Below are 26,386 nucleotides of genomic sequence, written 5' to 3'. Positions count from 1 at the left end.
ACGACGAGCCTTCCCGCGGCGGCCGCATCCTGTCGCGCCTGTGCACTGAGCTGCGTCTACCGTGGTCGCGCAGTGGCCAGGGGGTGCGTCGGCGGTCCACCGGTGTAATGGTGGAAACGTAGGGCGTCGCGAGAGAAGACGGTCCGTGAGGTTGCGACGCCCGGCTGGAAGGGGCGTGATAGCGGTGTCTGCCGACTCCAACCTGACTGACGCTCAGAGAGAAATTCTCGCTGAGATGGAAGAGGCTGAGGCGCGACTTCTGGACGTGCACAAGAGGGCGCGTGAGCTCTTGGGGCCGAGTGAAGGGGGCATTCGCTGTTTGAAATGCTTTGACCCTGACTATCCCTGCCCTGACTACAAGGAGCCCAGCTCTGGGCTCATTTGTGCTCGCCCTACCTGTCGTCATCACAAGGGTTCTCACGACATTTACTAAATCTATTGCTGAGTTCCAGCAGCGGTTGGTCAGCATCCGGGTAGCGGATGTTCACGAGAAGTAGCGGCAGTGCCGTGTCGATGAGGCGATCATCGTGAGGGAGCTCTGCAGCTCTGCTGCTGCCGAGCGAGGTCGAATACTGGCCAGCGGAGGGTACGGTTGCCGATTTCGAGATCTTGTGGGCAGACAGCCGCCAGCTGAGCCGGCTGAAGCCGTCCGACTCTCGTTATCTGCGGGTCGAGTTCACGGATTTCGTCGAATGCTTCCTTCCCAGTTGGCCTGCTGACGTCGGCGAGCCCGTTCGTGCCCCGGGGCCCGCCACCCCCGACGAGTTGCGGGCCCTGCTTCCCGGGCCGTGAAGGCGTGGCTGGCCGTGCGTCTGCGCTTCCACCGGTACCTCACCCCAACCGGCTCGTCGTGGCTGAACCCGGTCGAGCGGTGGTTCGCCGAACTCACCACGAAGAAGCTCCGCCGAGGCGTCCACCGCTCCGTCCAGGCACTCGAACGCGACATCCGGGCCTGGCTCGTCGTCTGGAACGAGCACTCCAGACCGCAGCTAGCCGACCAGGCGGCGGCGCCAGTCCAGGGGTGTGATCGTGATGGCCCGGGCCGGGTCGTGGTCCCACTCCGTACGGAGACCCACTGCTCCGAGGGCGGCCACGACCTCGTGGCCGATGGCCACAGTGGTCTCGGCCGAGCCGTCGAAGCCGCCGAAGAGCAGCGTCAGGCCGTGCCCCGCTGCGGCGGAGTCCGTGCACTGGGTGTGGAAGTAGACGAAGCCGCGGGCGTCGGGACGGCCTTCGCCGCCGATCTTGGACTGGCCGCAGCTTCGGCAGCAGGTGAAGTTCTCGCGGGCGGTGATTCCGGCCTCCTCGAGGGCGGTGAACGCGCGGGTCAGCCGCTCGGGGTCGGTCTCGCCCTCCCACGCGGTTTGCTCCGCGACCCGCTCCAGCCACAGCCGGTCGGCCAGCGCCTGCGCCTGCTCGCGCGAAACGGGCCGGTGCTCCGGGGTGACCAGGTACTCCTCCGCAAGCTCGGTCAGTTCGGCGCGCGAGGCGTATCCGCCGGTGAGTGCCTCGCGGACGCGGCCCTCCAACTCCGCTTGCCGGTCTTCGTCGAGGTCGAGCGGCGGCACCTCGTGGACCGGGCCCATGTCCAGCAGCGACCAGGCCGGTCCCGCTTCCCAGCCGGCCTCCCGGCGGGCCCACCCGGCGAGCGCCGTGATCACGGCCTCGGAGCCGTCGGCCACCGTCTCGAAGTGCCGGTCAGGGGCGCCGTCGCGGTACTCCAGCGTGTAGTCGCCGCCGGCCTCGTGCCAGACCTGCGCGAAGACGTCGGGCAGGTCGGGTAGCCGCTGGAGCACCAGGAACCGGTCACCGTCGCCACCGATCCGCCGGACCAGCCCGGCCAGTTCCTCGGCGGACACGCGGACGTGCCGCTCCCGGTTCTCCGTCTTCACCACGATCTCGAACATGCACGGACTGTGGCACACCCGTCTGACAGTGCGGGTGTAAGGTGCACATCAATTGAACGTGTTCAAGAAGTTCTCGGGGGGTTCGTCATGCGGAACCGTGTCGGCACTACGGAACGCCGGAGAACCCATGACTGGAGCGCCATTGCGCCGGGCGCCGAGGTCGTGGGAGGAGTGCAGCTGATCTGTGCGGCCCTGTACGCGCAGCTTGCCGCGCTGGCGGACGAACCCTACGGCCGGGGATACGGTGGCGCCATCGCGGTGCTCTTCTGGCTCGTCGTCCAGGCGGTCCTCGGGCCGTGCATCGGATTGGCGCTGGGCTTCGCGCACAGCCTGCTCTTCACCACGCCGGTGATGGTCGCATCGAACGCGGTCGGCGTGCGCACGCGGATTCCCGCGCCATGGTGGGCTCCGCCCGCACTGGGTCTGCTCGCGGCCGGGTACGCCGTACCGGTCTCGTGGATCGCCGGTACCGCGTACGCCGCCACGTTCGGCTGGATCGCGGCCCTCGGGGTGCTGCCCGTGGGGGCGTCCGTGTACGCCCGGATGCGGCTGGTGCCCAAGGTCAGGGCGCGACGGTGGGCGCTGGTTCTCATCGCGCCCGCGTTGGTCATCGCCTTCGCCTTCGGGGTGACCGCGCCGGCGTACCAGCCACCGGTCCTGGCGCGCGCAGACTATGTCGGCGAGTGGGCAGGCGACGGCGTCCACTTGGAACTCGGCGCCCAGGGCGAGGTGACGGCGCGGGAACTGCCGGTCTACGAGGGGTTCGAGGTTGTGGACCACTGCTCGGGCCACGGGACGTGGAAACCCCTGGAAGCAGCCCACGGTCACCGGGCGGGCGTCGACCTGGCCATCCCCAACTGCCATAGCGCGAACCTGAGTTGGGAGGTGGCGGGAACGGACGAACACCCGGAACTCTTCGTACTCATGGGCGATCCCGATGCCGGAGAGACGGTCGTACTGTCGAAGAGGCGGCCCGGCTAGATCGTCTCTTTCGGATCTCGTCGGTCCAGCCCGCCCAGTCCGGGTGCTGTGCATTGTGGGGCGGAGAGGCTCCGCGCGTACTGGGCCCCGTACCCGGGTGCCCTCGAGAACGCGGCGAAGCGCGGCAGGCTCGCAGGCGGCGCGCGGCGAGTGCTTGGCCCTGCGCGTCGGTCGCGGCCTCCTTCGCGCGGGCGGGGGAGGGCGCGATCGGGTGAAGTGGCAGAACCTGCCCGGGGTCCCGTCGTTGATCGAAGTGCTCACCGTCATGCGCTCGCATAAGCAAGAAGGACCACTGATGATCAAGAAGATGATGGCTACGGCCGCCGCCACCGCGTCGATCCTTGGTGCGGGCGCTGCTGTCGCGGCCCCGGCCATGGCCATCGGCAACGACAACGGGGTCAACTCCGTCAACGGCAACAATGCCCAGCAGATCTACGGCAACCAGAAGACCGAAGGCGCGATGAGCCCGCAGCTCGGCCTGGTCCAGGGCACCCTGAACAAGCCCTGCATCGGCCTGCCGGCGAAGGTCAACGCCCAGTCGCTGCTGGCCGTCCTCGCCAACGTCGGCGTCCAGGACATCAACGTCCTGTCCAACCCGATGAACCAGCAGTGCACCGAGAACTCCACCCAGGCCAAGGGTGACGAGCCGCTCTCGCACATCCTGGACAACATCCCGGTCCTGTCGGGCAACCTCTCCGCCGGCAGCTGACGCACACCCCTTCGCGAGCCGGGGCCTCCAACGCCTGCACGAGGGCGCACGAGGCCCCGGCTTGTTCCATGTCTTCCCCGCTGACCTCAGGGTTTGGCGATGTCAGAAGAGTGGAGGATCTCCCTCGGCCGGCTGAGCGCTCGGCTCGTTGGCAGGTGGCAGGCCGGCCCTGGCCCTGATGACGTCGGCACGTGCTTCCATCAGCAAGGCGTACGCTTTCAGGATTGCGGCGATCCCCGCCGCCACCGCGGTGGTCAGAGTGCTGACAGCCGTAATGACCTGAGCGGTGTCGGAGATCTGGAACCCTTGTTCGGGGACTCGCGCGATGAGGCCTCGGAGTGTCACATACGCGATCGCGTAGGCAACCGCGGCGACCAAGGCCAGTCCCCCGATGAACCAGACTTCGGAGCGACGGACCTTGCGTCGGGCCTCGAAGATGGGCCGGTTCAGTCTTCTTCCCTGCTGCTTGCGCGCTTCATCCATGGCGTCGTCCGCGGTCGCCTTCTGTAGGGCCAGGAACTTTGACGCGGCCTGGAGTGTCAGGTCGGACGAAGCATCGAACGGGCCCTCATCTCTACTGTTCATGGTCGTCATCTTGGCGCCCCTTGCCCTGTTCATGGGGCCGAACGGAGGACCAGGACGAAATAAGGGAGAGCACTGACTTTGCCGCCGGGCACCTCTATGACCAGGCGGTAGGAAAGACATGGTCAGCGGGACGGCTTGCCCAATCCCAGGCAGGGTTGCCGCCGTGGCGGTTCGGGCAAGTCATCCCAGCCCGCGGCCCGGCGGGTGCCCGTTCGGCGAGAGCGAGGCTGCTTCGGTCGAGCGGGCGTACTCGGTGGGAGTCTGACCGTAGTGCTTCTTGAAGGCTCGGGTGAAGTGACTGCCGTCCGCGAACTGCCAGTGTGCGGCGAGTTCCGAAATACTCAGGCGTCCTGACGGCGCGACGAGGGCGAGCCGGGCCTCATGCAGTCGCCGGTGCCGGATGTAGGTGGTCACCTGCTCACCCACCGCGGCGAATGCCCGGTGCAGCGTACGGACGGAGACGTTCAGTTCACGGGCAAGCGTCGTCGGGGAGAGTTCGGGATCAGCGAGTCGACGGTCCGCGAGGTCCTTGGCTGCCTGGGTGAGCGCGGGAGCCAACCGGGGTTCCACGTCGTCGAACCGGCCCTTCGCCACGGCCTTGGTCAGCTCGACCAGGGTGCTTTCGGCAGCTTCCACACCGGCCGGGCCGAGGTCTGCCACGGTTGCGTGAATCATGTCGGTGAGGGCCGACAGCAGGCGCATCTCGGCCGAGTCCGCCGGCCCGGTGACGGCCCGGCTCCCGAGCAGGGGTTTGAGCTCGCCGGGAGGCAGGACGAGGAACTTCGCCGTGAGGTGCGCCGACGTCTCGAAGGCCGTCAGGCCCCCGAGGTGCCGGACGAGGAACTGCCCGGCCGACACGGTCTGGTCGCCGTGACCGGGCGGGCCGCCCAGAGTCCATGCGCCGTGCCGCACGACGTACATGGCAACCAGATCCTGATCGCCGCCCGGGACGTCCGCGGTCCGGGTTGCCGACGCGGCGTGAAGATCGGCGATCGCCGCGCCGTGCACCTTGGCCACGTTGCCCTTGACCCGGAAGTCACCGACCGTGTCCGGGCTGAAGGCCGGCAGTTGGAAGACATCGTCGCCGACCTGCGTCTCCCACCCGCGCCGGAAAGCGTCGAGTCCCCGCGGTGCGGCGTCCGGGGCGGTCGAGTCCACTGCGAACACACCGCGCACGTGGTCGACTTCCGCTCCAGTACCGTGCATCCCTCTGCGATCCTCTCGTACTCATTGCTTCAACGCCGTCCTGTGGTGATCGTGTTCCGCAGGACGCCGCCGTGACCCATGTGGACACCGTGTCAATCTTCCTATAGACGGCTCGCAGGGCAGCGGTCGAGAGGTGGCACAGCTGATGCTTCTGATTCGGCGGGAGACGAGCTGATCGCCTGAGTACGCGCCGCGGTGGTCGGTTCGCCCAGTACGGCGACGAGCACGAGCGCGACCCCTGACGATCAGGCTTCTCGCAGCCTGATCGTCAGGGGTCGCGCTCGCGCTCGGTACTCCTTGATGAGTTCGTACATGGGTTGGCGGTGAGACAACGAGCGCGCGATCGTTGATCACGGTCGTGTGGTGAGGAGGAACGCGTCTCGTCCAGCGATCATCAGCGACCGGACATCACCGGGATGTCGACCGACGTGATCGCTGAAATGGCGCCGAGGTGGGCCGTTGTGACAGGTACGGCATCACACCAGGCTCGCCTCTCGGTCACGGAAGCCGGTCGGCGGCGCCGGTGCGAAGCACCGACTGTCGTTCGTCGACCGGCTCCAGCGAGGACCCTCCGGAGTCCGAGCTGCCGGCCGCGGGCTTCGTTTCGACGCCCCGGGACTTCTTCGCCACCTCGGTCAGAGCTTCCGCCGGAGGCAACGGCAGCTGACTGGCGCGCAGTTCGCCGTGTGGGCCGATGGCATCTGCCACGCCCAGACAGGTGCTGCCTCGGAAGACACCGAGCTCGTAGTGCACGGACCCGGTGTCGACGGAACGGACCGTGAGCGCGATCTCGTAGTCGCCCGGGTAGGTCACCTCACCGAGGTACTGGATCTGGTACGACCAGGGCGGCAGATCCGGCACCGAGCCCCCGGCAGTCGTACCGATCGAGTCCAAGGTGAATGCGGCAACGGCCTCGTCGTACCAAGTGGCCAGTGCGATGAAGTTGACGTGCTGGTTCGAGTCGACGTCACCGATCCGGGAACGCAGCGGGGCCCAGTACGAGTAGTGGGCACGGTGCAGGCGCTCTGGGAGCAGACGGGGGGCTGCCGACCTTCCTGCCACCTCTGTCTGCGGTAGCTGCATCTCGTCGAGATCGGCGATCAGCTCGGCCGGAAGCTGGAGCGGCCCCGAGTCGTCGGCCAGCACGACAGTCGCGTCGCCGCTGCCCACATGCTTGTCGCCGACCATGACCTCCTGTCCGAAGGTGACGGAGGAGCGCCCGACCCGGCGCACGCCAGTGTGCACTTGCACGCGGGTACCGGCCGGTCCAGCCGGAGCGAACCGGCTGACTCGTTGGCCGACGAGAAGTAGCCGAAACGGGCCGAACCGCCCCTCACCGACGAGGCGTTCGAAGCGGTGCAGTCGCAGCCGAATCCGGGCGTCTTCCAGCCAGCGGGCCACGCCGATCGTGCTTGCCGAGCCGTCTCGGCCGAGATCAGCTTGCCGCACCCGGCCGTCGACCCGGATGCCGGCACCTTGGTTTTCAGGGAAGTTCACGTACGACGACCTCGTGTCAACGTCAACTCCGCCCCCAAGTCCGACCGTGCCGGACGCGGTCGTGTCCACCGGGAACCCATCCGTGCCGGCGCCGCCCGCGGTTACCGGCAGCTGGCGCGGCTCGACAGTCAGCGGGCGATCGAGATCGCGAAAGGTGCGAATCCGCTGGACCGGATCACGTGCGGCACGAACAGAATCGCGGCCTCCGTGGCGCGGGCGGTCTGGATCCCGCCGAGGTCGGTGATCCATTCCTTGTTCCAGCCGAGATCGGTGAGGAGTTCGCGGACGGTCTGCTTGGCCAGCGGGTCCTCGCCGGAGAGGAAGGCGGTTGGTGTCTGGGTGAGCGTGGCCGGCGCGGTCATCACCGGGAAGAGCATGGTGTTGAGCGTCTTGACGACGTGCGTTGCGGGGAGCGCTTCCTGGAGCTTTTCGGCGAGGCTCGAGCCGGGGTAGATGAGGTCGGCGGGCAGTCCGTCCGGTCCGTCGACGGTGGCGTTGGAGACGTCGACGAGGATCTTGCCGTGCAGCTCTTCGCGCAGGGCGGCGAGAAGTTCCAGAGTGCCGGCGCCCGGGGTGGCGTTGATGACGATCCGGGCAGTCCGGGCGGCATCGGCGACGGCCCCCGGCGCGCGGTCCGCGACGGTCACCTCGTGCCCGGCCCGGGTGAGGGCTGTGGCCAGGTTGCCGCCGACGCGGCCGTTTCCGAGAACTGCGATCGTGGTCATGGTGTTGTGCTCCTTGCGTGAGTACGGGGTAAGGGGTGCGGGTTGTGGTGTGAGGTCAGCGTGAGAGGGAGGCGACGGCTTCGGCATGGACGCCCGGTGCGGCGGCCAGGAAGCTCTCGCTCTGCGGGGTCCAGGGACGGCCCTCGGCGTCGGAGATCTGTCCGCCGGCTTCGGTGACGAGCAGCGCGCCGGGCAGCAGGTCCGCGCGGGCGCCGGCGAACTGCCAGAAGGCGTCGATCCGGCCGGCGGCCACGTTCGTCAGGTGCAGGGTCGCGGGTACGGCGGTGCGGACGACGAGCGCGTTGAAGAGCATCGCGGTGATCGATGAGCCGACGCGCCGTACGACCTTCTCGTCCTCGTCCGGCCGGGCCTGGCTGGTGGCCACGATGCCCAGGCCGAGATCCGCTGTCGCGGAGACGTGCAGCGGACGGCCGTCGAGGTAGGCGCCGGCGCCGGTGAGCGCGGTGTAGGTCTCGCCGGTCAGCGGGAGGTGGACCGCGGTGAGCACCGGCTGGTTCTCCCGTACGAGGGTGGCGGTCACCGCCCACTCGGGCAGGGCGTGCAGGTGGTTGACGTTGCCTTCGGCCGGGTCCACGACCCACCATTCGCCGGGCGGCAGCGCCCCGCCGTCCAGTTCGTCCTCCACCCAGCGGGCGTTCGGGCGCAGGACCGTGAGTCGGGGGCGCAGGATGTCGAGGGCCGTGTCGTCGTTGGCGGCGAGCGCGCCCATCAGCTCTTCGCGGGTTTCGTAGCGGACCACGTCGCCGAAGCGCTCGCGCAGCGCCGCACCGGCGGCGCGCACGGCGATCTCGGTCTGGCTGAGCAGGTCGGCGTCGGAGGTGACGACGTCAGTGGTCTGAAGTGTTTCGAACATGGTGGTGCTCCTGTCTGAGGAGGGGGGATGAGGCGATGAGGCCGATCGGGGTCGAACTGCGCGGTGCTTCTCGCGCTTTCACCTCGAAGGTATATAGCCCGATGATTAACTTCAAATGCATGTGAAGAACGGAAAGAATTACTCGCATGCAACTGTGATGGTGTCGCGCGTCTGCGTGTCTTACCCCCGCGATGAGTTCGGGTCCGGGCCGTCTTCGGCGCACGACGGGGGGCTGAAGCGCGTTGTGGAAGCGCCCTGGGCGCGGAAGAAGGCTCAGCCGAGCAGTTCGGCGGCCCGTTCGGCGATGGCGTAGACGGTCGCGTTGGTGTTGGCCGAGGGGATGGACGGCATCACCGAGGCATCGGCGACCCGCAGTCCGGCGATCCCATGTACGCGAAGGTCTGCAGGGTCGACGACGGCATCGGCGTCGGTTCCCATGCGGCAGGTGCCGGTGAAGTGGAAGTAGGGGCCGGTGGCCTTGCGGATGAACTCTTCCGCGGATTCGCCGCTCGTTCCGGAGCCCGGCACCGCTTCCTGCTTGCGCCAGTCGGCGAACGCGTCGGCCTCCCCGATGCGGCGTGCCACCGCCAGGCCCTTGCGCATGACCTCCAGGTCACGGTCGTCGCTCAGGTAACCGGGGTCGACGACGGGAGCGCTGGCCGGATTGGCATCCGCCAGGCGCACGGTGCCGCTGCTGTGCGGAGCCATCGCGGAGAAGGCGATGGAGTAGCCGTTGGCCGGCTGCCGGCCCCATGCAGACGGGAGCGGTGCGGCGACGACGTAGACCTGAAGGTCCGGCCGGGCCGCGGCAGGGTCGCTGTACAGCAGGCCCATCATTTCGGCCGGCGGGTTGCCGGGAACGAACGGTACGGGCCGGCTGGCTTCGTACACCACGCCCGCCATCGGATGGTCCTGCAGATGGGATCCCACTCCCGGCAGGTCGGCCACGACGCCGATGCCGTGTTCGCCGAGGTGTCGTGCCGGGCCGATCCCTGACAGCATCAGGAGGTGCGCGGAGCCGATGGCCCCCGCGGTTACTATGACCTCGGCGCTCTCGACGGACAGGTGCTCGCCACCCACGGTGTACTCGACGCCGGTGCAGCGGCCCGCGGCGATGCGCAGCCGCTGCACGGTCGCGTCCGTGACGACGTCCAGGTTCGGCCGGCCGAGGAACGGGCGGATGTAGGCGTCGGCCGCGCTCTGACGGGAGCCGCCGGGCAGATTCATGTCACTCCACCCGAACCCGGTCTCCAGCCCGCCGCCGATGTCATCGGCGCGTGTGAACCCGGCCTGTACCGCGGCGTCGACGCCCGCCGTGGCCAGGGGATGGGGTTCCGGAACCGGGGCGACCACGACCGGCCCGTCGGTGCCCCGTAGGGAGGCATCACGCCCGCGCGTGCTCTCGCTGCGGCGGAAATAGGGCAGCAGGTCGTCGAAACCCCAGCCCGGAGCGCCGAGTCCGGGCCATTCGTCGTAACCGGAGCGGTGCCCCCGCAGGTGGTAGAGGCCGTTGACGCTCGACGATCCGCCGAGCGCCTTGCCGCGCAGCACGTCAGCGGCCCTGCCCGTACCGGCCTGCACGGTCGAGGCGCCCAGCCAGAGGGATGCCGGGTCGAACCCCAGGAATCCCCAAGGAGATGCCATCGCCTCGGTCGCGTCCCGGGCTCCCGCCTCCAGCAACAGCACCCGCACGCCGGGGCATTCCGAAAGCCGGGAGGCAATCACGCACCCCGCTGTCCCCGCTCCCACAACGACATAGTCATAAGGACTCTGGCCCATCATGTCTCCGCTTCCCACGGCAGCACTGTGCGACCACCGGGCTTCAAGAAAAGGCTCTTCGACGATCAAAGAGCTGACTGCTTGCATGTACTAAAGGGGGCCGAAAAGTTGGGTTGGTTCTCTTCAGATCGGCCCTGTGCCTCGCTCGGCCGCCTCCGGGCTAGGTGACCCGGTGACAACAACGATCACCTTGGTCCGACGGGCCTGGGCGTGCCTGGTCCGGCCATTGCCGATCACCCCGTTGGGGATGTCCATGTCGGCGACGGCACTTGCGATGACGGCCATGCGGCTGGACTTCTCTTGTTTCACGAGTCTCTTGTCCTTGGTGTGCACCCGTCCAGGAACAGCCCGGGTTTTCCCTTCTGCCGTCGAATCTTAGGAATACCGACACGGCGCGTACTTGAACCTCCGCGACGTTCGTCCGGAACCTCAGCGCCATACGAGTGGCGAGGCAGTCGGCGTCGCGCGCGACGGTCGGCCGCCTCCGCGAGGCCAACGTGGAGTCGAAGGCCGGTCTGCCCCGCCGTGAGGGCGTTGTACGGGTCAGTGGGGGCTACAACGGGTTGCCCGCACTGCCGTGCGGACAGACGGGCCAGCCGTTGAGTCGGCGACCGCTTCCTTTAGGCGGCCGGCCGGGCCTCGGCTTCCGCCGCTGCCACGACCTCGCGTACGAAGGGCATCGCTTGACTCTCGGAGATGCCGCCGTACTGGCCGGAGAGACCGTGGATGTTGATCGTGAGGTTGCTGATCCGGACGCGGGCTTCGAACGTGGTGTTGTAGGCCCAGGTGACGTCTGCCTGGTCCCCGAGTGCGAGTTTCTGCGGGGGGCTGTCGACTCCCCGGGCCGTGTAGATGTAGGGGCGTTCCTTGAGGAGGTTCTCGGCCGACTTGACGCTGCCGTGGACCATGAGTTCCACGTGGAGAGTGCGGCCGTCGAAGCCCTTGAATTCGCACTGGTTCACAGCCGCGGTGTCGACCGGGCCGCCGTTGGGCTCTGCCCCTGCCAGCACTTTGTCAACGTGATCCGTGCGCAAGAGGCCCGACTGGCAGATCTTGGGTGCCGCGGTGAACCTGTTCGCCTCGGAGGAAGGCGCCGAGACAGTCGGGGTTCCGTGCGACGGGGGCGCGCCGCCATCGTTCAGCTGCATGCCCACGGCCACCCCTCCGGCAGCAAGCGCCAGGGCCGCGACGGCCGCCGCGGAGGCCATCGGCCACGTTATCCCGCGCGAGCGGCGCGCGCCCCCGGGGGAGATCTCACCGTCCCTGGGCGTAGCCGGGGGAGGGCTGTCCGCCGATGGGCGAGGAGCCGTCTCGGTCGGTGCCTCCGGACCCGGTGGAAGGAACGCCGTCGCGGCGGGGCCCGGCCTGCCCGTGGCGACCGCCTGCAGGTACGCCCTGGCCTCCGACGTGTTCCATCGCGTGCCGACTCCGCGGGTCAGCAGCCCTTCGATGGCGGGCGCCAGTTCGCCGGCCAGTCGCATCGGTTCCGGATCGCGGGAGACGATCGCGGCGATCACGGCAACGACGTCGTCGGCATCGTAGGCCTGGCGTCCCTCGACCGTGTAGTACAGCGTGGCGCCGAGCGACCACAGGTCCGCCTTGGGGCCCACCTCGGATCCCGACAGCCGTTCCGGAGCCGTGTAGCCCACCGTGCCGACGACCATCCCCGTCGCGGTCAGCGGCTGGGTGGCGCCCGTGAGGGAAGCGATTCCGAAGTCCGTCAGTACTGCCTTGCCGTCAGGGTCCAGGAGCACGTTCTGCGGTTTGACGTCCCGGTGCAGGATGCCCTCGGCGTGGGCGGCTTCCAGGGCGGCGAGGACCGCCAGCCCGATCTCAGCCGTCCGCTGGGGGCTCAATGCCCCCGACGCCTCCACCTCCTGCGCAAGAGACCGCCCGGACACCAGACGCATCACGATCCACGGGCGACCGTCCTCCTCGATCACGTCGTACACCGGCACGATCCCCGGGTGGTCCAGACGGGCCGCGGCCCGCGCCTCGACCATCACCCGTGCCCGCTGTCGGGCGTGATCGCTTTCGCTCAACCCTTCGGCGAGCCGCAGCTCTTTCACGGCAACGGCACGCTTCAGTTTCCGGTCGTAGCCACGCCACACCGTCCCCATGCCGCCCGACGCGATCGGCTCGCGGTCAAGGACGTATCGGCCCCCGTCTAACTCCCCCTGTATGGACATGGTCACGCACGATAGCCGAGCCGGTACCGCCCCGGCGAGGAGCGGAGGGGTTCCCCGGTGTATGGAGCTGCCCGCTCCAGACGTGGTGCAGGCGGAGATCCGTACGTCCGCCTACAGGCTGCGTGTTGACTTGGCACGTCTCACGGCCAGGGCGGCGCGATCGCGCGAATGGCGCGCATCGAGTTCTCGACCGATTCGATGCTGGCCTCGTAGCCTGCCTGGAGGGGTTCGCGCGAGTGGGGGAGGAAGGCAACCCGCACGCGTGGGCGGTGCCGAAGCGACGTGAGGGCCCCGGCGCCCGTGACGGCGCACCCGATGAGCCGGGTTTCGGGCACCGCTGCGAGGAGGCGGGCGGCGCCACTGCGCACGCGCAATGTCCTACCCCGGGAAAGGGTCCCCTCGGGAAACACACAGACGCAGTGGCCGGCCCGGAGCGCCTCTACCGCAGCGTCCAAGCCGCCCTTCTGCCGTCCGCGTTCGATGGGGATCTGCTGGAGACGGTCCAGCACGGCGCCGAGAGGCCGTCGTTCCCACAAGGACCGCTTGGCGAGGAACCTGACCTGCCGGTGCCGGCGTGCCGCGACGCCGACGACGAGGGCGTCCAGTGGCGTGTCGTGATTGGCGATGATCAGGGTCGGGCCGGAGCGCGGGATGTGGTCCGCCCCGTCGACACTCAGTGGTCCGCGCCCTTCCACCATGACTCGGGCCGTGGCCAGAGCGAGACGATACGTGAGCGTCATGTGGGTTCCTCCTGGGCAAGAGGCGAGCGAGCGAGGACACGCAGGGCGCGGGACACGGACGCGAACCTCAGGTAGCCGCGGTTACCCAGGGGATCGCCGTCGACGTGCACGGCCACGGGCCGGTCGGACCGGACGGCGAATCGGTCGACGTCATGCACAAGGAGCTCACCGGGGCAGGGCTTGTACGGTGTCCGGCCGGCCATTCGGACGACGGAGCGGATCAGGGCGAGCGGGTTCGTCGTCCGGCGGGCGCAGAGATCGAGCCCCGTGTCGAAAGACGCCTGCGGCGTGGCGCGCAGCGGCCGTTGGCCCACGTAGGTCCAGGGATCGCTGTTCGCGACGACGAGCCACCGTAGGCCGTTGCACGGTGGGAAGCCCGACCGCTCCAGCCGCAGGCCGGGGGAGGAGTGTACGAGGAGATGGCGTGCCGCCGTGCCTGCGGTGCGCGAGAGACTCGACCGGTGCCCCCGTGCACGTTGTACCTCCACATCCGCGACGATCGCGGCATCCGGGCCCACCCCCGCGGCGAAGAGGAAGTACCGCTCGTCGACCCTGCCGACCCCGATCGTGCGGTACTGCGCGGCGTGCAGATGGCGCCGCAGGGCGTCGGTCGCAGCCCGGAAGTCCCGGGGGAGCCCGAGGGAACGGGCGAAAACGTTCGTCGCGCCGCCCGGAACCACGCCCAGGGCCGGGATGCGATCGTGGACCCCGTCAGCGAGGAGGCCGTTCGCGACCTCGTTCACCGTGCCGTCGCCGCCGAGCGCGACCACCACGTCCACCTCCCGTCCCCGCATCGCGTCCCTGGCGAGTGCGACGGCATGACCGCGGCCGGTGGTCTCCACCGACTCGGTCCGTGTGACCCCGCGCAAGGTGTTGAGGAGATGGTCGCGCCGGGCGCGGTCGACGCCCGTCGCGTGGGGGTTCACTACGACCAGTGCTGGCACCGGGGCAGACTACGGCGATCCGAGGGTGCTTCGTGAGTGAAAGCGTTCAATTCGGTGAAAGGGATCCCCAAATCCGCATACCACTGTCCTTGGGCGTTCTCGGTGGGACATGATGTTCGCTTCATGCGGCCGGTGCAATGGAGCCCCGTCCGCGCGTGCTTGGCGGGCGGCGATGGCGGAGCTGGCGGAGCTGGCGAGGGATCATCTGGGGCGCATGACGTTCTCCAGTGCGCGGGCCGCTCTCTTCGTGAGTCTGCGGGCACCTCTCTACGTGTTCAACGTCGTCTCCGCGGAGGGCTGGGTCAAGGACCGCCCACTCGTCCTCGCGATCACGCTCCTTGCCGCGGCGGTCGACGCGGGAGTCGCCTGGCGGCTGCACCGATCGGGGCGCGACCTCATGAAGGCGCGTGTTCCGCTCGACCTGCTCTACGCGTGCCTGGGCGCTCTCGCCGTGCCTCCGACCTGGCCGTACTCCGGTGTGCTCATCTTCCTGGTCCCGACCGCCATCGAGCTCATCGCCGTACGGGGACTGCCGCTCGGCGCCCTGTACGTGGCCACGGTGGACGGCGTCATGTACCTCACCCGTGTCGGGGCCGGCGCCGACCCGTACCTGTTCGAACTCCTCTTCTACGGCGCGTGGATGCTGGTCATCGGGGCCGCTGCGTTCGCAGTGACCGAATTCGCCGGACGGCAGCACCAGAGGCGATTCCTGGCGGAGCGGGAAGCCTTCCGCACCATGGTCGCCCTGCAGACGCGCAACGACCTCTTCCTCGGCCGCGGCGGAGCCGTGGCGGAGTCGCTCAACCGCACCTGGTTCCAGCTTGAGTTGAAGCTGGGAGACGTGGCACGTCGAGCCCGTCACGAGTTTCGCCGCGAACAGGAGTACCTCTCCGACAGAACCCGGGAGCAGGCCAGGTACCTGGCGGACGTCCTCCTGGAGATGGCGGCGGCGCAACGTCGTGGCCGGCCCGCCGTCGCGGAGCACCTGCACTTCAAGATGGACAGGGAGCAAGGCCTCCAAGTACTGACCCCCGCCCAGGCCGAGGCGTTCACGGCCCAGCTCAACGCCCTGGACCTGACGGGGCAGCATCGTGCGGAGGTTCTCTTCAGCGACGCCGTCACCGGTGAGGCCCGGCTCTCCGTGGGTGGCCGGACGGTGCACGTCCCTCCGGCGAAAGGACGCAAGCTGGCGCTCGTGCCCGCAGCCGTGATCTTCGGCTCCGGTTCCCTGCTCGCCCTCGTCAACCCGATCTACGCGGACCTGCCCCTGGCTCCCGTCCTCCTCACCATGGCGACCACCGCTGCGCTGGGCCTCACGGCCGAGCGACGAAGAAGACGCAGGCGGGAGAAGGGCCTCGGGGCGGGGATGCGCACGCTTTGGCTCACGACCCTGCTTCCCGCCATCCTCGTCCTGGGAATGACGGCCGTGCTGCCCGTCCACTGGAGGCTCGCGGACGGCCGGATCATCGTCCCCGCGATCATCGGGCTGACCGGCACGCTCTACATGGTGGGCATCGTCTGGCCCGAGCTGCCACCCCGCCTCCGCCGGTGGACCGTCGCCTTCTGCCTGGCCTGGACCTTCGTCGCCGTCCAGATGAATCCATACGGCGCTCCACCCCTCCGATCGGTCATCGGCACGCTGATCATTCCGGCCAGCGTCGTCATGACGGTCCTGGCCTTCGACAACAGGAACAGGGACCTGGGCCTGCGTCTGCACGACCGGTGGGTGGGACAGCTCCAAGCCACCGCCGATGACATCAGGGCCCGTTGCTTCAAGGAGGAGATCAACCTGCTGCAGCGTCAGATCGAGCTGGCCGCAGTCATGGTGGGCCGCGCGGAAGGCGAGCACGACGTGGCGGTTCCCGCCCGACTGCTCATGGAGGCCCGGTCCTCCCTCGAAGCCCTGAGCCATCAGAGCCTCGTGCATTCCACCCGGGCGAGGAGTTTCTGATGGGCCGTGTACTGATTCTCGCCCTCGGATCCCGAGGGGACGTCGAGCCGTGCGTCGCCCTTGCCGGGGCGCTGCGTCAGGACGGCCACGACGTCACCATCCACGCGCTGGACGACTTCCGGGACCTCGTCGGCCGCGCAGGCATCGACTTCGCGTCCATGCGGGCGAGACTCCCCCGCCCGGGGAGAGGGTCCCGGCAGATGGACTGGGCGATGACGCACGCGCACCGCCATCCGATCGTGGCCGTGGCAGGCGTGGGCCTGTGGTTACGGGGCGTCGCCACCGACATCGCGCGATCAGTGACGCCCCGGGTCCGTCCCACCGACACGGTCATCAGCGGAATCCTGACCCTCGACACGGCGCTGGCGCTCCGCGCGGCACTCGGATGCCGCATCGCCTTGGCCCTGTTCGCCCCGTGCCTGCCCACACATGAGGGGCCCAGCCTCATCGAACCACTGAGGCCCGCGCACAGCAGTGTCCTCAACCGGGCGGGAGGCACCCTGGCATGGGCGGCAGGCGTCTGGTGGTCCCGATCGGGCGGCGCCGCCGCGCGGCGCGAACTGGGCCTGCCCCGGCGGCGCACTGAACGCTCCTTCCTCGTTCCCCCCGACGTTCCCATCCTCCTCGCCGCGAGCCCCCTCCTCGTCCCCGCGGCCACGGACTGGGGTCCCGGAGTACGGCTGACGGGACCATGGCACGTGCCCGCACCCGACGACCAGGACGTGCCCGACGGTCTTGCCAAGTTCCTCGACGAGGGTCCCGCCCCCGTCTTCGCGAGCTTCGGCAGCGTCGGACTGGCCTCCGACATCCCGCTGTTCCTCGACGCCGCCGCAGCCGCGGGGGTCCGCCTGGTCACCACCGTGCCGCGCGGCTCCGACATGGCGCCGGGCCGTGTCGGCGCGACGGCCTACGCAGTGGACGAAGCTCCGCACGCGTGGCTGCTGCCCCGTACCGCCGCCGTCGTTCACCATGGCGGGGCCGGCACCACGACGACCGCGCTGCGCTCGGGCGTCCCCTCCACCGCTGTCCCGCACCAGTTCGACCAGCACTATTACGCCCGTCGGCTCGCCTTGCTCGGCGTCGGACCCATCGCCGTGCCTCGGCGGAAGCTGGACAGCGCCGGGCTCGCGCGGATGATGACGGCGATGACCTGCGCGCCCGAGGCGGCGGAGTATCAGCGGCGGGCGATCCGGATCTCCGCGGAAGCCGCGGGGGAGCGGGGCACAGCGGAGGCGATGCGCGTACTGAGAACCGCCCGGCTGATCTGAACCCGGGCGGGGAGGCCGGAGCGGGGGTCCGCCGGCACCCGGCGGAGCGAGTGTCGAGGCCCGCCGTTCACCTCACCCGCTCGTCTTGGCGTCGATGGACACGGGCAGTACGACGTGCGGATAGGACCGCAGGACCGGATAGAGGGCCCGGAAGCGACGGGCTGATGAGGGGGCGGCTCCGCAGGATCGGAGGAACGCGACCCACTGTCCGACGTTTCGTGCGTGGTGCGCGACCCCGATGTCGTCGTGCGCGGCGTGGTTCAGCAAGTAGTCCCAGGCCCGCCAGCACCATCGTTCCGCACGTGTTTCGGGTGCGTCCTCGATGACGACGACCGTCGACCGGGTCACCCGTAGGACCTCGCGCACGAGGGCTTCGGGGTGCTCGGCGTGGTGCAGTACGAACACGAGCAGCGCCGCGTCAAACGACTTGTCGGGGAACGGCAGTCGTTCCCCGTCGTAGAGCTGCAACGGCACCTCGGTGACGTTGTGGTCGACGACGTCGACCGCTGTCACCGAGAACCGTCCGTCGACTCCCAGGAGCTCCGCGATGCGACATCCCCCTGCCCCGACGTCGATGACGCTGCCCCCCACCGGCAGATGCGCCCTGATCGAGTCGACAAGGGGCTCCTCCCGCCAGTAGACCCGGGAGAAGGCACGTCCCACCCAGCCGACAACACCCATGAGGGCCACTATGACGTGGCTGACTCGACGACGGCATGCCGTTTCGGCAGACCGAACGCAACCATCGATCGCTGCCGCCGCCGCGGATGAGGGTCCGAGCTTCTGCCGCGTTCGTACGTACCGCTCACTGACTGCCGTCACGGGCGCCGTGAGGATCGTCCGTCGCCCTGAGTCCGAGCAAGCGCCGCAGGAGAGAGCGCAGTTCCTTCCCGTGCGCGAGCCGCCGCCGCTCGCCGGTACGGAACACCGGGACGGGCAGGAGGCCGCCCAGCGTCTCGCGCAGGCGTCGGCGTTCGTAGGGCGAAACGCCGACGGCCGAGGCGCCGTCCGACACGAGTGGAGGAGCGGCCCTGCTGTTCTCCGCGGCGGCGAGCGCGTCCCCGATCCGCGGTGGCGCGACGAATCCGAGGGCACGCCAGTCGACCGGCTTCCGGGGGCCCATGTCCAGTGGCGACTCCACCGCGCGGACGAAGTGCGCCGAGGACGGCACGTCGAGGTAGTCGAAGGCGTAGTCGACCCCGGCCTCCTGGCACCGCAGGGAGAGTTCGGGATGCGTGCGCGCGTACGAGCTGACCAGGATGATCACGGGCCGCTCCCTGCCCGCCAGTTCACGGATGCGCTGTGCGACCCTCGGCCCGAGGAAGCGGTCGGGCAGTTCACCGCTGCCCATCAGTATCGGATGCTCCCGGTCGTCCCGGCCGTCCAGTACGACGGTGTCGAACCGGTGCCAGTCCGTCTCTTCGAACGCCGCCTCGAAGCTGTAGCCCACGGCGGTGTGTCCGGCCGCGCGGAGCCAGCCGACACGGCCGTCCAGGACGTCCTCGCGCTCGTCCACCACGGCGACCCGCACGCGTACCACCCCCATGTCCCGCACTGTAGCGGCCGATCCGACGGTCGGAGTCCGGCGCGTGAGAACCGGACGGTCACCGGTCGCAAAAGCCACCTCTCTGTTTTGCGAACGCCCAAGTCCAGTCTGGCTTCAGACCGATCGCGCCGCCCCGACCACGGGCGAGCGAGGCACCGTGCTCCGCCGGATCTGCCTGCTCCGGCCGAACCGAAAGGACCCGTCACCATGCCCGGACCGCGCAACCAGGCCCTCCTCTCGCTCCGCGCCGCTCTGATCTTCGTGCTCAGCCTGATTGCAGCCGCGGTGGCCGGAGGCCTGACCTACCTGAGCACGCATCGCGTTCCCGACGCCCTCATCGCCGCGGGTGTCGCTGCGGGAGGCGCGCTGGCCCTGTTCAGCACGATCATCGAGTAGGACAGGCGCCCCGCGCTTTCCGGCACCCGGCCGGCATGGTCCCCGACCATGCCGGCCGGGTGCCTTTGCGATGCCTCGGTCACGGCGCCCGGGCGGCCGATGGCGTAGCGCGCGATCGGCGGGAGCAATGACGTCGCCGTGCCCGGTCGCCGCGTGCTCGTCGAGGCTGGGCCGTCGCGGGCCGCTACGTCGTGAGCCAGCCGCGCAGGAGTCTGCTCACGGCGGGCATCGCCACGTACGTCATCAGCACATTGAAGACGGCGGCCGTGATCAGGCTGTTGAGCAGGAGGGGGAGTGCGGTCAGGTGCGGCATGAGGAAGAGGCCGCCGAGCACGGAGATGGGGTAGATCGCCAGGGTCGCGCTGACGGCCATCTTCCACCGGGGCGGCGCCGGCCGTGTCGAGCCCGGTTCGGCGAACCAGGTCTCCATGCCGGTCAGGGTGCGCCGGGCGATCTCGGTGTGGTGGTGTCCCCGGCAGTCGGCGAACCAGGCCGCCCGCTCGGGGGACTCCTGCCAGGCGCGGCAGGCGTCCGCGTTCCGGAACCGGTGGACGAGGAACCAGGGGGCGTCGCCGCCGGAGGAGCGGAAGAGCCCGTACCCCAGGTGTCCGGGGAAGGCGGCCGCGCTTTCCAGGATGCCTTTCGCCCACCGTTCGAAGACGGCTTCGTGCCCGGGGTCGACCCGACGGGCTATCAGCAGGGTCACCTCGCCGGTGTCGGCGGGGACGGTGGAGTGCTCAAGGCTGACCGCGGTCACATGTACTCCTCGTGATCACGCCGCGCCCGACCTCACTCTACGCGCTGTGCCGCCCGGAACTCAGCGCCCCAGCCGGGCATCGAGCCAGGTCAGCACCTCGGGGGTGACGGGGTCGGTGATGTCCGCGAACTCCTGGTGCTTGATGAGGAACTTGGCCACGTAGGGGCAGACGGGCACGATCCGCATCCCGGAGGCGCGGACGTCGGTCAGGGCCTGCTCGACGAGGATCGCGGCGAGTCCCCGGCCGGCGTGGGCGTCGTCGATCTCGGTGTGGAAGAAGACCCGCTGCCCCTCGCGGTCGCGGTAGGCGGTCAGGCCGGCGCGGTCGTCGTCGATGAGGATTTCGTAGCGGTGGCGGGCGTCGACGCGGCGGACGACGGGGGCGGTGGCGGTCTGCTCGCTCATGGCGATGGTCCTTTCGGTGCGGGGTCAGTGGCGGGTGGGGTTCTTGCGGGGTGCGATGACGGCGTTGGGCAGGGCGGGGGCGGGCAGTCGCTCGCCGGGGTAGCCGTCGACGGTGCCGAAGCGGTCGGACGCGCGTTCCCACTCCTCCCGTGCCTCGGCGATGTCCTGGTGGCTGCGGCCGATGAAGTTCCACCACATCACGATCTCCTCCTCGAACGGCGGGCCGCCCAGGAGGACAGTGCGGGCCGGGCGGTCGGAGTCGTTGGTGAGGGTGAGGGTGGTGCGGCCGGGGGCGGCGTAGCCGAGTTCCGCGGGGAGCAGGGGGGTTCCCTCGAGGCGGACGTCGCCCTCGTCGACGAGGAGTCCGTGTTCGAAGCCGGGGTCGACGTCGAGGGTGACCGTGGCGCCGGCGTCGATCAGGACCTGGGCGCCGAGGAGCGGGGTGAAGGTGCGTACGGGGGAGGTGTCGCCGGCGAGGGTGCCCAGGAAGACCCGCAGTTCCGCCCCGTCGACGCGGAGCGGCCCGGGCGCGTGGTGCTGGAACTCGCGTGGCGCGTGGCGGTGTTCGCCGGGGAGGGCCACCCAGAGCTGGACGCCGTGGAGCACGGTGGTGGCGGGGGTGGAGACCTCCGTGTGGCTGATGCCGTGGCCGCCGGTCATCAGGTTGATCTCGCCCGGTCGTACGAAGGCGTGGGTGCCGAGGCTGTCGCGGTGCTCGATCTCCCCGGTGAACAGCCAGCTGACGGTCTGGAGCCCGGTGTGCGGGTGGGGCGCGACGTCCATGCCTCCGGAGTCGGCGACCCGGTCGGGACCGTAGTGGTCGGCGAAGCACCAGGCCCCGATGAGCGTCCGGGCCCGCTGCGGCAGGGTGCGCCGTACGGTCATCGCCCGCGGGCCGCCCAGCGGGACGTGCCGGGCCGTGAGGACCTCGACATCGGCCTCGGTCCCGACCTCCGTGTGATCCATCTCCCGGCCCCTCTCCCACCAAAAGTAGTTTCGCTTTCAACAACTATGGGTGATCATAGTCCTGAAGGCAACCCGGGACAACTGACGAAGGAGCACAGCGTGATCGAGACGGCACGGGCAGGGGAAACCCACCGGACCAGCGGCCGGATCTACCTCGACAAGCAGAGCCCCGCGGCATACCAGGCGCTGGTCAAGACCGTCGACGCCGTCCGTGCGACGGCCGCCGAGGCCGGCCTGGACCGGATCCTGGTCGAGCTGGTCAACCTCCGGGTGTCCCAGCTCAACGGCTGCGCCTTCTGCCTCGATGTCCACACCCGGGCCGCGCTGCGCGCCGGGGAGACGGCCCGTCGCCTCGGAGTGCTCGCCGCCTGGCGGGACACCGAGCTCTTCACCGACCGCGAGCGCGCCGCCCTGGCCCTGGCCGAGGCCACCACCCACCCCGCCGACGCCCTCGCCCAGGAGCGGGCGTACGCGCAGGCGCGGCAGGTGCTGGACGACGACCAGATCTCCGCCGTGATCTGGGCCGCGATCACGATCAACGCCTTCAACCGGGTCTCGATCCTGAGCAAGCATCCGGTACGGGACACTCCCGCCCGCTGACCCCTTACGGAGCCGTCGCCCAGCCCACGCTCGCACCCGGGGCCGAGAGCCGCCGCAGCCCCACCGCGGCGAGCAGCGCCAGCGCTGCCACTTCTTGTTCGGCGGTCCTCGGCGGACCGCGGCCCGGTGGCGGCGGCGATCACTCGTGCGGTGGCCGCCGGGGACAGCGTGGGGTGGCTCCCCAGTTCCGCCGGCGAGGCCGGTGCCGGAGGGCCGTTCTCCGCGGAGAGCGCCGAGGAGCGCGTCCGTGAGGGCGGAGCGGGTGCGATCGGCGAAGCTCCGCCGACCGCACCGCAACCTGTAGGCCTGCACGCCTGTGCGGCGTGGCCCGCGTCAGCCTGCGAGACGCGGCAGGGGGCGGCGGCTGTGGCCGTCGGCACCCTGTCCGTACGTCCCGGCTCCGGTCAGGCGGATACGGTCTGACGTCCTCCTTCGGCTCGGGAAGGTGACAGCCGACCCGTACGGTGCAGTGCGTAGAGCGCCGCCGCGCAAGCCATGCCGAGCAGCCCCAACGCCGCCCAGGGGAGTGCCGGCACTCCGGCGCTGCGTGCGGCGTCCAGTGCCACGCCGGTGAGCAGGTTGCCCACCGTGATGCCGATTCCGCAGATGGTGTTGTACAGGCCGTAGTGGGTGGCTACGAGACGGTTGCCGGCGAGGCGCACGATGGTGTCCATCTCGAACGGGTAGGCGATCATCGTGCCGAGTGCCAGCAGCAGTGCGGAGAGCGCCGGTGGCAGCCCGGCCAGGAGCCACAGGCCCGAACCGCCGTCCGGTACCGGCACGGCCGAGGCGAGGAGCAGCGGGACGAACGCCGTCCCCATCACCAGCAACCCCCAGGTGAGCGCCCGGCCCGGTTCCATCCTGGCCGTGCACCAAGCGGTCACCTTGGTCTGGAAGGCGATCGTGCTCAGCCCGGAGACCGCGAAGAGGACCGCCACCGCGGCCGCTGCGAACTGCCCTTCGCCGCCCAGGCGCCTGACCTCCAGCGGCAAGGACAGGTAGACCTGGAAGGACATGACGTACGAGCCGACCATGGCGAGCGAGAACAGCAGGAAGGGACGGTTGGTGAAGATCCCCCGCCACTGCCGCAGGACACCCTCGCGGACCCCGTCGGGGGCGTCCGTGTGATCGGGACGCCGGACCGGCAGGGCCCGGATCTGGATGAGGCTCAGGATCGCGAAGATCGCGGCAGCCACCAGGCAGGTGACCCTGAAACCGACGCCGGTAAGGATCATGCCGACCAGCGGGCCGAGCAGGATGCCCGCCTGGTAGAAGACGTTGAACAGGGCGAAGGCCTCCACCCGGCGCTCGCCCGCGTCGGCGGCCAGGTAGGCGCGCGACGCCGGGTTGAAGAGGGCGCCGGCCAGGCCGGCCGCGGCGGACGCGGCCAGGAGGGCGGGGACGGACTCCACCAGCCCGAGGGTCGCGAAGCCGGCGGTGCGCAGCACGAGCCCGGCGATGATCATGGGCTTGTAGCCGAGGCGGTCGGCCAGTGTCCCGCCGATGAGGAACATGCCCTGCTGGCTGAAGTTGCGTACGCCGAGGATCAGACCGACCAGCCATCCGGCCAGGCCGAGCGGCCCGGCCAGGTGGGTGGCCAGGTAGGGCATCAGCATGTAGAAGCCGAGATTGATGGTGAACTGGTTGACCATCAACAGCTGAACGCTGCCGTCGTACGAGCGGACTTGAGCGATCGTGTTCTTCACCGGGCCTGCTCCTGCGGGTGCGACGCCTGCTTCACGTCGGCCTCGTTCTCACGGCTCCCGCCGAGGGTGAGCGGGTCGACGACGGCGGTACACCGGGTCCAGCGGGTGACCTCCTTCTCGTCCAAGCGGCCGATGAGGTCCGGTTCCGGCGCCGGCGGGGAGTCGAGCAGGCCGTGGGCCGCGCAGTACCCGTCGTCGTAGACGGTGCCGAGGTACCGCTGGGGGCCGTCGGGGAAGACCGCCGCGATGCGCGCGTCCTTCGGGAGCGAGCGGGCCAGCCAGCCCGCGACCAGTGCGACTGCTCCGACGCTCCACCCGCCGGTGGCGTAGTGGGAGCCGGCCAGCTGCCGGCAAGTCCACACGGCTTCCGCGGGGGAGACCCAGTGCACCTCGCTGAAGTGGTCGTAGGCGACGTTGCGGGGGTAGATGCTCGACCCCAGCCCGCGCATCAACCTCGGCCGGGCCTGCTGCCCGAAGATCGTCGAGCCGATGGTGTCCACCCCCACCAGCGTCAGTTCGGGGTAGAGCTGCCGCAGTACGCGTGAGATCCCCGCGGAGTGGCCGCCGGTGCCGACGCTGCACACCAGCACGTCGATGTGCCGGAGTTCGGTGGCGAGTTCAAGGGCGAGCGGGGTGTACGAGGCGGTGTTGTCCGGGTTGTTGTACTGGTCAGGGCACCAGGAGTCCGTGTGGTGCGCCATGAGCCGCTGCACCCGGTCGCGGCGGGCCTGCTGCCAGCCGCCCGTGGGGTGCGGCTCGGAGACCATGTCGACCTGGGCGCCGTACGCCGTCAGCAGCCGGGTCATGGACGGCTCCAGGCCCGGGTCGGTGACCAGGGAGACCGGGTGGCCGTAGACCATGCCGGCCAGAGCGAGACCGAGGCCCAGGGTTCCGCTGGTGGACTCGATGATTCGTGCGCCCGGCTTCAGGTCGCCGCGGGCGCGGGCCCGTTCGACCATGTGCAGGCCGGGGCGGTCCTTGATGCCGCCGGGGTTGAAGCCTTCCAGCTTCGCCCAGAAGCCCCGGCCCGCCGGGGCGAGCGGCTCGGAGATGCGCAGGAGCGGGGTGTTGCCCACCAGCTCCGACAGGGCCAAGCGGCCCGTGGACGACGTGTCGGTGGTCGAAGAATGCATGGCTGTGCCTTCGTTCGTTCGGTGATGGCTTCGGCTACTCGTTCGCGTGGCATGCCGTGACCGGCCGGGCATCAGCAGGACAGGGCCCCGGCCGGATCGGCATGCGGCAGCCGCGCGCGGCTGCGGAACGAGCGGCCTAAATCCGCCACCGGCAAACGCCGGCCAGCACGGAACGGCCGGTACGCGCTATGGATGATCTACCGGAGGCGAAGGCCGCCGAGGCCGCCTGCTCCACAACCAGCCCTCTGAGCTCCGACGAAGCAGGGTCTGCCGACCCATCGGCCGGACGCTGGACCTCGTTCGCAGAGGCCCACGTGGTCAGGCAAGGCGAGGCGCACGCGGCGCCGTGATCGTGCTGCGGGCGGTCCGGGTGCTCCTGTTCGCCGGAGGGCTCCGTGTGCCCGTCCGGCGCAGCCGGTGCGGACAGGGACAGGTGCTGGTGGCCGTCGTTGGACAGGTACGACGAACAGTGCACGGCGGCCAGGAGCAGCACGCTCAGCGCGCAGGCCAGCAGAACTGCCGGCCACGAAGGAACCCGGCGGGTCGAGCGCGGCGGGGACAGGCGGAGCACAGATCCTCCGAGCTGCAGTCACTTCCTCGGCCGCGAGGGTGGGAAGCGACATGGGCGGGTGCGCGCACCGGTGGCAGGAATTCGAAGCCGGAAGCCGAGGCGCATTGAACATAACGCCGCGTAGTGGGCAAATCTGTGAATTCCGCAAGGCGCGCGTGGGTGTCGTCGGAAAGCTCCGACGTCTACACCTGAAGGACGACCTGTGATCTGACCTGGTCAGAGGAAGCGGCAGGGGGTCGCCTCAACTGCTCGGTGGGCCGCGCACGCCAGACGCTCGGAGAAGTCCGCCGTTCGTACAGCGCCTCGGCGAGATCGTGCTTGTCCGCCGTGCCTGACGGGGCACTCGAGCGGCGCGCTCCCTCGACCACCGAGTGGCTTTCGCCCTCGGGACAGCCCGCGGCAGATATCTCTGTCAGGCCTTCCGTGTTCGCCGAGGAGGCGGAGGCGACCTGCATGGCCGCCGTTTCACTGCCGTGCTTCGTCAAGGAGCAGCAGACGCCGACCAGCCCGAGCAGCAGCAAGGCCAGCCCGGCAGCGACCAGTCGGCCTACCCGCGAGGTGGTCGACTGGCCGTCGGAACGCGACCGAGCTGTAATCACCCCGTGATCATAGGCCGCGTCCACCGGGTCCGGGGCGCCGCTTCGTGGAAGAGCGTGTGATCCAACTGCGCCCGTGCGCAAGGCCTGTAGGAAGCCATGAGACCTGGGCCAAGGCGAGGCCGAGGCCGAGTCCGGCGGTGTTGTCGCGGTCGCCGAGGCGCTGGAAGGGCTCGAAGGCGCGCTCGCGGTCGTCGGCGGCGATTCCGGGGCCCCGGTCGGCGATCCTGACCTCGACCCGGCCGGCCAGGGCGCTCGCCGTCACCAGCACCGGACGGTCTGCGGGGGCGTGGCGGACAGCGTTGCCGGCCAAGTTCGCCAGGACCGTTCGAGCAGAGGGGCATTGGCCTGCAGC

General features: G+C 69.6%; 24 protein-coding genes and 2 pseudogenes. 7 read left to right on the top strand and 19 right to left on the bottom strand.

Annotated elements, in window-relative coordinates; all coding sequences use genetic code 11:
* Positions 1-785: 785 nt before the first annotated feature.
* Positions 786-1,007, top strand: a pseudogene (locus ACFYZS_RS04685) (IS630 family transposase); the annotation flags it as partial.
* Here the strand turns inward: ACFYZS_RS04685 and ACFYZS_RS04680 are convergent.
* Positions 990-1,907: a DUF6891 domain-containing protein gene (locus tag ACFYZS_RS04680; RefSeq protein WP_389006830.1), complete on the bottom strand. Its 918-nt coding sequence runs from the start codon at positions 1,905-1,907 to the stop codon at positions 990-992. The pseudogene ACFYZS_RS04685 and the gene ACFYZS_RS04680 sit on opposite strands and share 18 nt — an antisense overlap.
* Positions 1,908-1,994: 87 nt before the next feature.
* Between ACFYZS_RS04680 and ACFYZS_RS04675 the strand changes: the two genes are divergently transcribed.
* A complete protein-coding gene (locus ACFYZS_RS04675; protein WP_389006827.1) occupies positions 1,995-2,888 on the top strand; it encodes a hypothetical protein in 894 nt (297 codons plus the stop codon).
* Between the two features lie 295 nt (positions 2,889-3,183).
* Positions 3,184-3,597, top strand: a complete 414-nt coding sequence (locus ACFYZS_RS04670) for a rodlin (protein ID WP_389006825.1) — start codon at positions 3,184-3,186, stop codon at positions 3,595-3,597.
* A gap of 102 nt (positions 3,598-3,699) precedes the next feature.
* On the opposite strand, the gene ACFYZS_RS04665 is transcribed toward ACFYZS_RS04670, so the two are convergent.
* The 10 genes from ACFYZS_RS04665 to ACFYZS_RS04620 all read right to left on the bottom strand — a co-directional run bounded on the left by ACFYZS_RS04665 (position 3,700) and on the right by ACFYZS_RS04620 (position 14,136).
* A complete protein-coding gene (locus tag ACFYZS_RS04665; RefSeq protein WP_389006822.1) occupies positions 3,700-4,191 on the bottom strand; it encodes a hypothetical protein in 492 nt (163 codons plus the stop codon).
* A 171-nt stretch (positions 4,192-4,362) separates the two neighbouring features.
* Positions 4,363-5,199 carry a helix-turn-helix domain-containing protein gene (locus tag ACFYZS_RS04660; RefSeq protein ID WP_389006820.1) on the bottom strand — a complete coding sequence of 279 codons (837 nt, stop codon included), beginning with the start codon at positions 5,197-5,199 and terminating at the stop codon, positions 4,363-4,365.
* Between the two features lie 687 nt (positions 5,200-5,886).
* On the bottom strand, positions 5,887-6,885 hold the full coding sequence (locus ACFYZS_RS04655; protein WP_389006817.1) for a hypothetical protein: 999 nt from the start codon (positions 6,883-6,885) through the stop codon (positions 5,887-5,889).
* Between the two features lie 128 nt (positions 6,886-7,013).
* A complete protein-coding gene (locus ACFYZS_RS04650; protein WP_389006815.1) occupies positions 7,014-7,610 on the bottom strand; it encodes an NADPH-dependent F420 reductase in 597 nt (198 codons plus the stop codon).
* A 55-nt stretch (positions 7,611-7,665) separates the two neighbouring features.
* Entirely contained in the window at positions 7,666-8,484 is an 819-nt protein-coding gene (locus ACFYZS_RS04645; RefSeq protein WP_389006812.1) for a 3'(2'),5'-bisphosphate nucleotidase CysQ, read from the bottom strand.
* 273 nt (positions 8,485-8,757) lie between these two features.
* Positions 8,758-10,332: a GMC family oxidoreductase gene (locus ACFYZS_RS04640; protein ID WP_389006809.1), complete on the bottom strand. Its 1,575-nt coding sequence runs from the start codon at positions 10,330-10,332 to the stop codon at positions 8,758-8,760.
* A 54-nt stretch (positions 10,333-10,386) separates the two neighbouring features.
* Positions 10,387-10,596 carry a hypothetical protein gene (locus tag ACFYZS_RS04635; RefSeq protein ID WP_389006806.1) on the bottom strand — a complete coding sequence of 70 codons (210 nt, stop codon included), beginning with the start codon at positions 10,594-10,596 and terminating at the stop codon, positions 10,387-10,389.
* 287 nt (positions 10,597-10,883) lie between these two features.
* On the bottom strand, positions 10,884-12,452 hold the full coding sequence (locus tag ACFYZS_RS04630; protein ID WP_389007534.1) for a protein kinase: 1,569 nt from the start codon (positions 12,450-12,452) through the stop codon (positions 10,884-10,886).
* A 140-nt stretch (positions 12,453-12,592) separates the two neighbouring features.
* Positions 12,593-13,192, bottom strand: a complete 600-nt coding sequence (locus tag ACFYZS_RS04625; protein WP_389006803.1) for a lysophospholipid acyltransferase family protein — start codon at positions 13,190-13,192, stop codon at positions 12,593-12,595.
* On the bottom strand, positions 13,189-14,136 hold the full coding sequence (locus ACFYZS_RS04620; RefSeq protein WP_389006800.1) for a diacylglycerol/lipid kinase family protein: 948 nt from the start codon (positions 14,134-14,136) through the stop codon (positions 13,189-13,191). The genes ACFYZS_RS04625 and ACFYZS_RS04620 overlap by 4 nt, the downstream gene beginning before the upstream one ends.
* A gap of 214 nt (positions 14,137-14,350) precedes the next feature.
* On the opposite strand from ACFYZS_RS04620, the gene ACFYZS_RS04615 reads away from it, so the two are divergent.
* Together ACFYZS_RS04615 and ACFYZS_RS04610 are read left to right on the top strand one after the other, a co-directional pair.
* Positions 14,351-16,087, top strand: a complete 1,737-nt coding sequence (locus tag ACFYZS_RS04615; protein ID WP_389006797.1) for a hypothetical protein — start codon at positions 14,351-14,353, stop codon at positions 16,085-16,087.
* Positions 16,087-17,355, top strand: coding sequence for a glycosyltransferase (locus tag ACFYZS_RS04610; RefSeq protein ID WP_389006794.1), 1,269 nt, complete (start codon positions 16,087-16,089; stop codon positions 17,353-17,355). Before ACFYZS_RS04615 ends, ACFYZS_RS04610 begins: the two co-directional genes overlap by 1 nt.
* 72 nt (positions 17,356-17,427) lie before the next feature.
* Here ACFYZS_RS04610 and ACFYZS_RS04605 read toward each other — a convergent pair whose 3' ends face one another.
* Together ACFYZS_RS04605 and ACFYZS_RS04600 are read right to left on the bottom strand one after the other, a co-directional pair.
* A complete protein-coding gene (locus ACFYZS_RS04605) occupies positions 17,428-18,036 on the bottom strand; it encodes a class I SAM-dependent methyltransferase (protein ID WP_389006791.1) in 609 nt (202 codons plus the stop codon).
* A 124-nt stretch (positions 18,037-18,160) separates the two neighbouring features.
* Positions 18,161-18,901, bottom strand: a complete 741-nt coding sequence (locus ACFYZS_RS04600; RefSeq protein WP_389006788.1) for a hypothetical protein — start codon at positions 18,899-18,901, stop codon at positions 18,161-18,163.
* 207 nt (positions 18,902-19,108) lie between these two features.
* Between ACFYZS_RS04600 and ACFYZS_RS04595 the strand changes: the two genes are divergently transcribed.
* On the top strand, positions 19,109-19,297 hold the full coding sequence (locus ACFYZS_RS04595; protein ID WP_389006786.1) for a hypothetical protein: 189 nt from the start codon (positions 19,109-19,111) through the stop codon (positions 19,295-19,297).
* A gap of 184 nt (positions 19,298-19,481) precedes the next feature.
* On the opposite strand, the gene ACFYZS_RS04590 is transcribed toward ACFYZS_RS04595, so the two are convergent.
* From ACFYZS_RS04590 to ACFYZS_RS04580, 3 genes are read right to left on the bottom strand one after another with little or no spacing between them, the layout of a single operon-like run.
* On the bottom strand, positions 19,482-20,054 hold the full coding sequence (locus tag ACFYZS_RS04590; RefSeq protein WP_389006783.1) for an antibiotic biosynthesis monooxygenase: 573 nt from the start codon (positions 20,052-20,054) through the stop codon (positions 19,482-19,484).
* A gap of 60 nt (positions 20,055-20,114) precedes the next feature.
* Positions 20,115-20,459, bottom strand: coding sequence for a GNAT family N-acetyltransferase (locus ACFYZS_RS04585; RefSeq protein WP_389006780.1), 345 nt, complete (start codon positions 20,457-20,459; stop codon positions 20,115-20,117).
* Positions 20,460-20,483: 24 nt separating this feature from the next.
* Entirely contained in the window at positions 20,484-21,425 is a 942-nt protein-coding gene (locus tag ACFYZS_RS04580) for a pirin family protein (RefSeq protein WP_389006777.1), read from the bottom strand.
* Positions 21,426-21,524: 99 nt separating this feature from the next.
* Between ACFYZS_RS04580 and ACFYZS_RS04575 the strand changes: the two genes are divergently transcribed.
* The gene (locus ACFYZS_RS04575) at positions 21,525-22,025 is read left to right on the top strand and encodes a carboxymuconolactone decarboxylase family protein (RefSeq protein WP_389006775.1); all 501 of its coding nucleotides are present in this window, start codon (positions 21,525-21,527) and stop codon (positions 22,023-22,025) included.
* Between the two features lie 404 nt (positions 22,026-22,429).
* On the opposite strand, the gene ACFYZS_RS04570 is transcribed toward ACFYZS_RS04575, so the two are convergent.
* The 3 genes and pseudogenes from ACFYZS_RS04570 to ACFYZS_RS04560 all read right to left on the bottom strand — a co-directional run.
* Positions 22,430-23,731, bottom strand: coding sequence for an MFS transporter (locus ACFYZS_RS04570; protein ID WP_389006772.1), 1,302 nt, complete (start codon positions 23,729-23,731; stop codon positions 22,430-22,432).
* Positions 23,728-24,864: a PLP-dependent cysteine synthase family protein gene (locus ACFYZS_RS04565; protein ID WP_389006770.1), complete on the bottom strand. Its 1,137-nt coding sequence runs from the start codon at positions 24,862-24,864 to the stop codon at positions 23,728-23,730. The genes ACFYZS_RS04570 and ACFYZS_RS04565 overlap by 4 nt, the downstream gene beginning before the upstream one ends.
* 1,273 nt (positions 24,865-26,137) lie before the next feature.
* Positions 26,138-26,379 (bottom strand): annotated as a pseudogene (locus ACFYZS_RS04560) (sensor histidine kinase); the annotation flags it as partial.
* Positions 26,380-26,386 lie beyond the last annotated feature (7 nt).

The organism is Streptomyces sp. NPDC001903, assembly GCF_042891345.1.
Taxonomy (GTDB): Bacteria; Actinomycetota; Actinomycetes; order Streptomycetales; family Streptomycetaceae; genus Streptomyces.
Note: the sequence above shows the minus strand (reverse complement) of the source record. Positions and strands in the feature narration are given on the sequence as shown.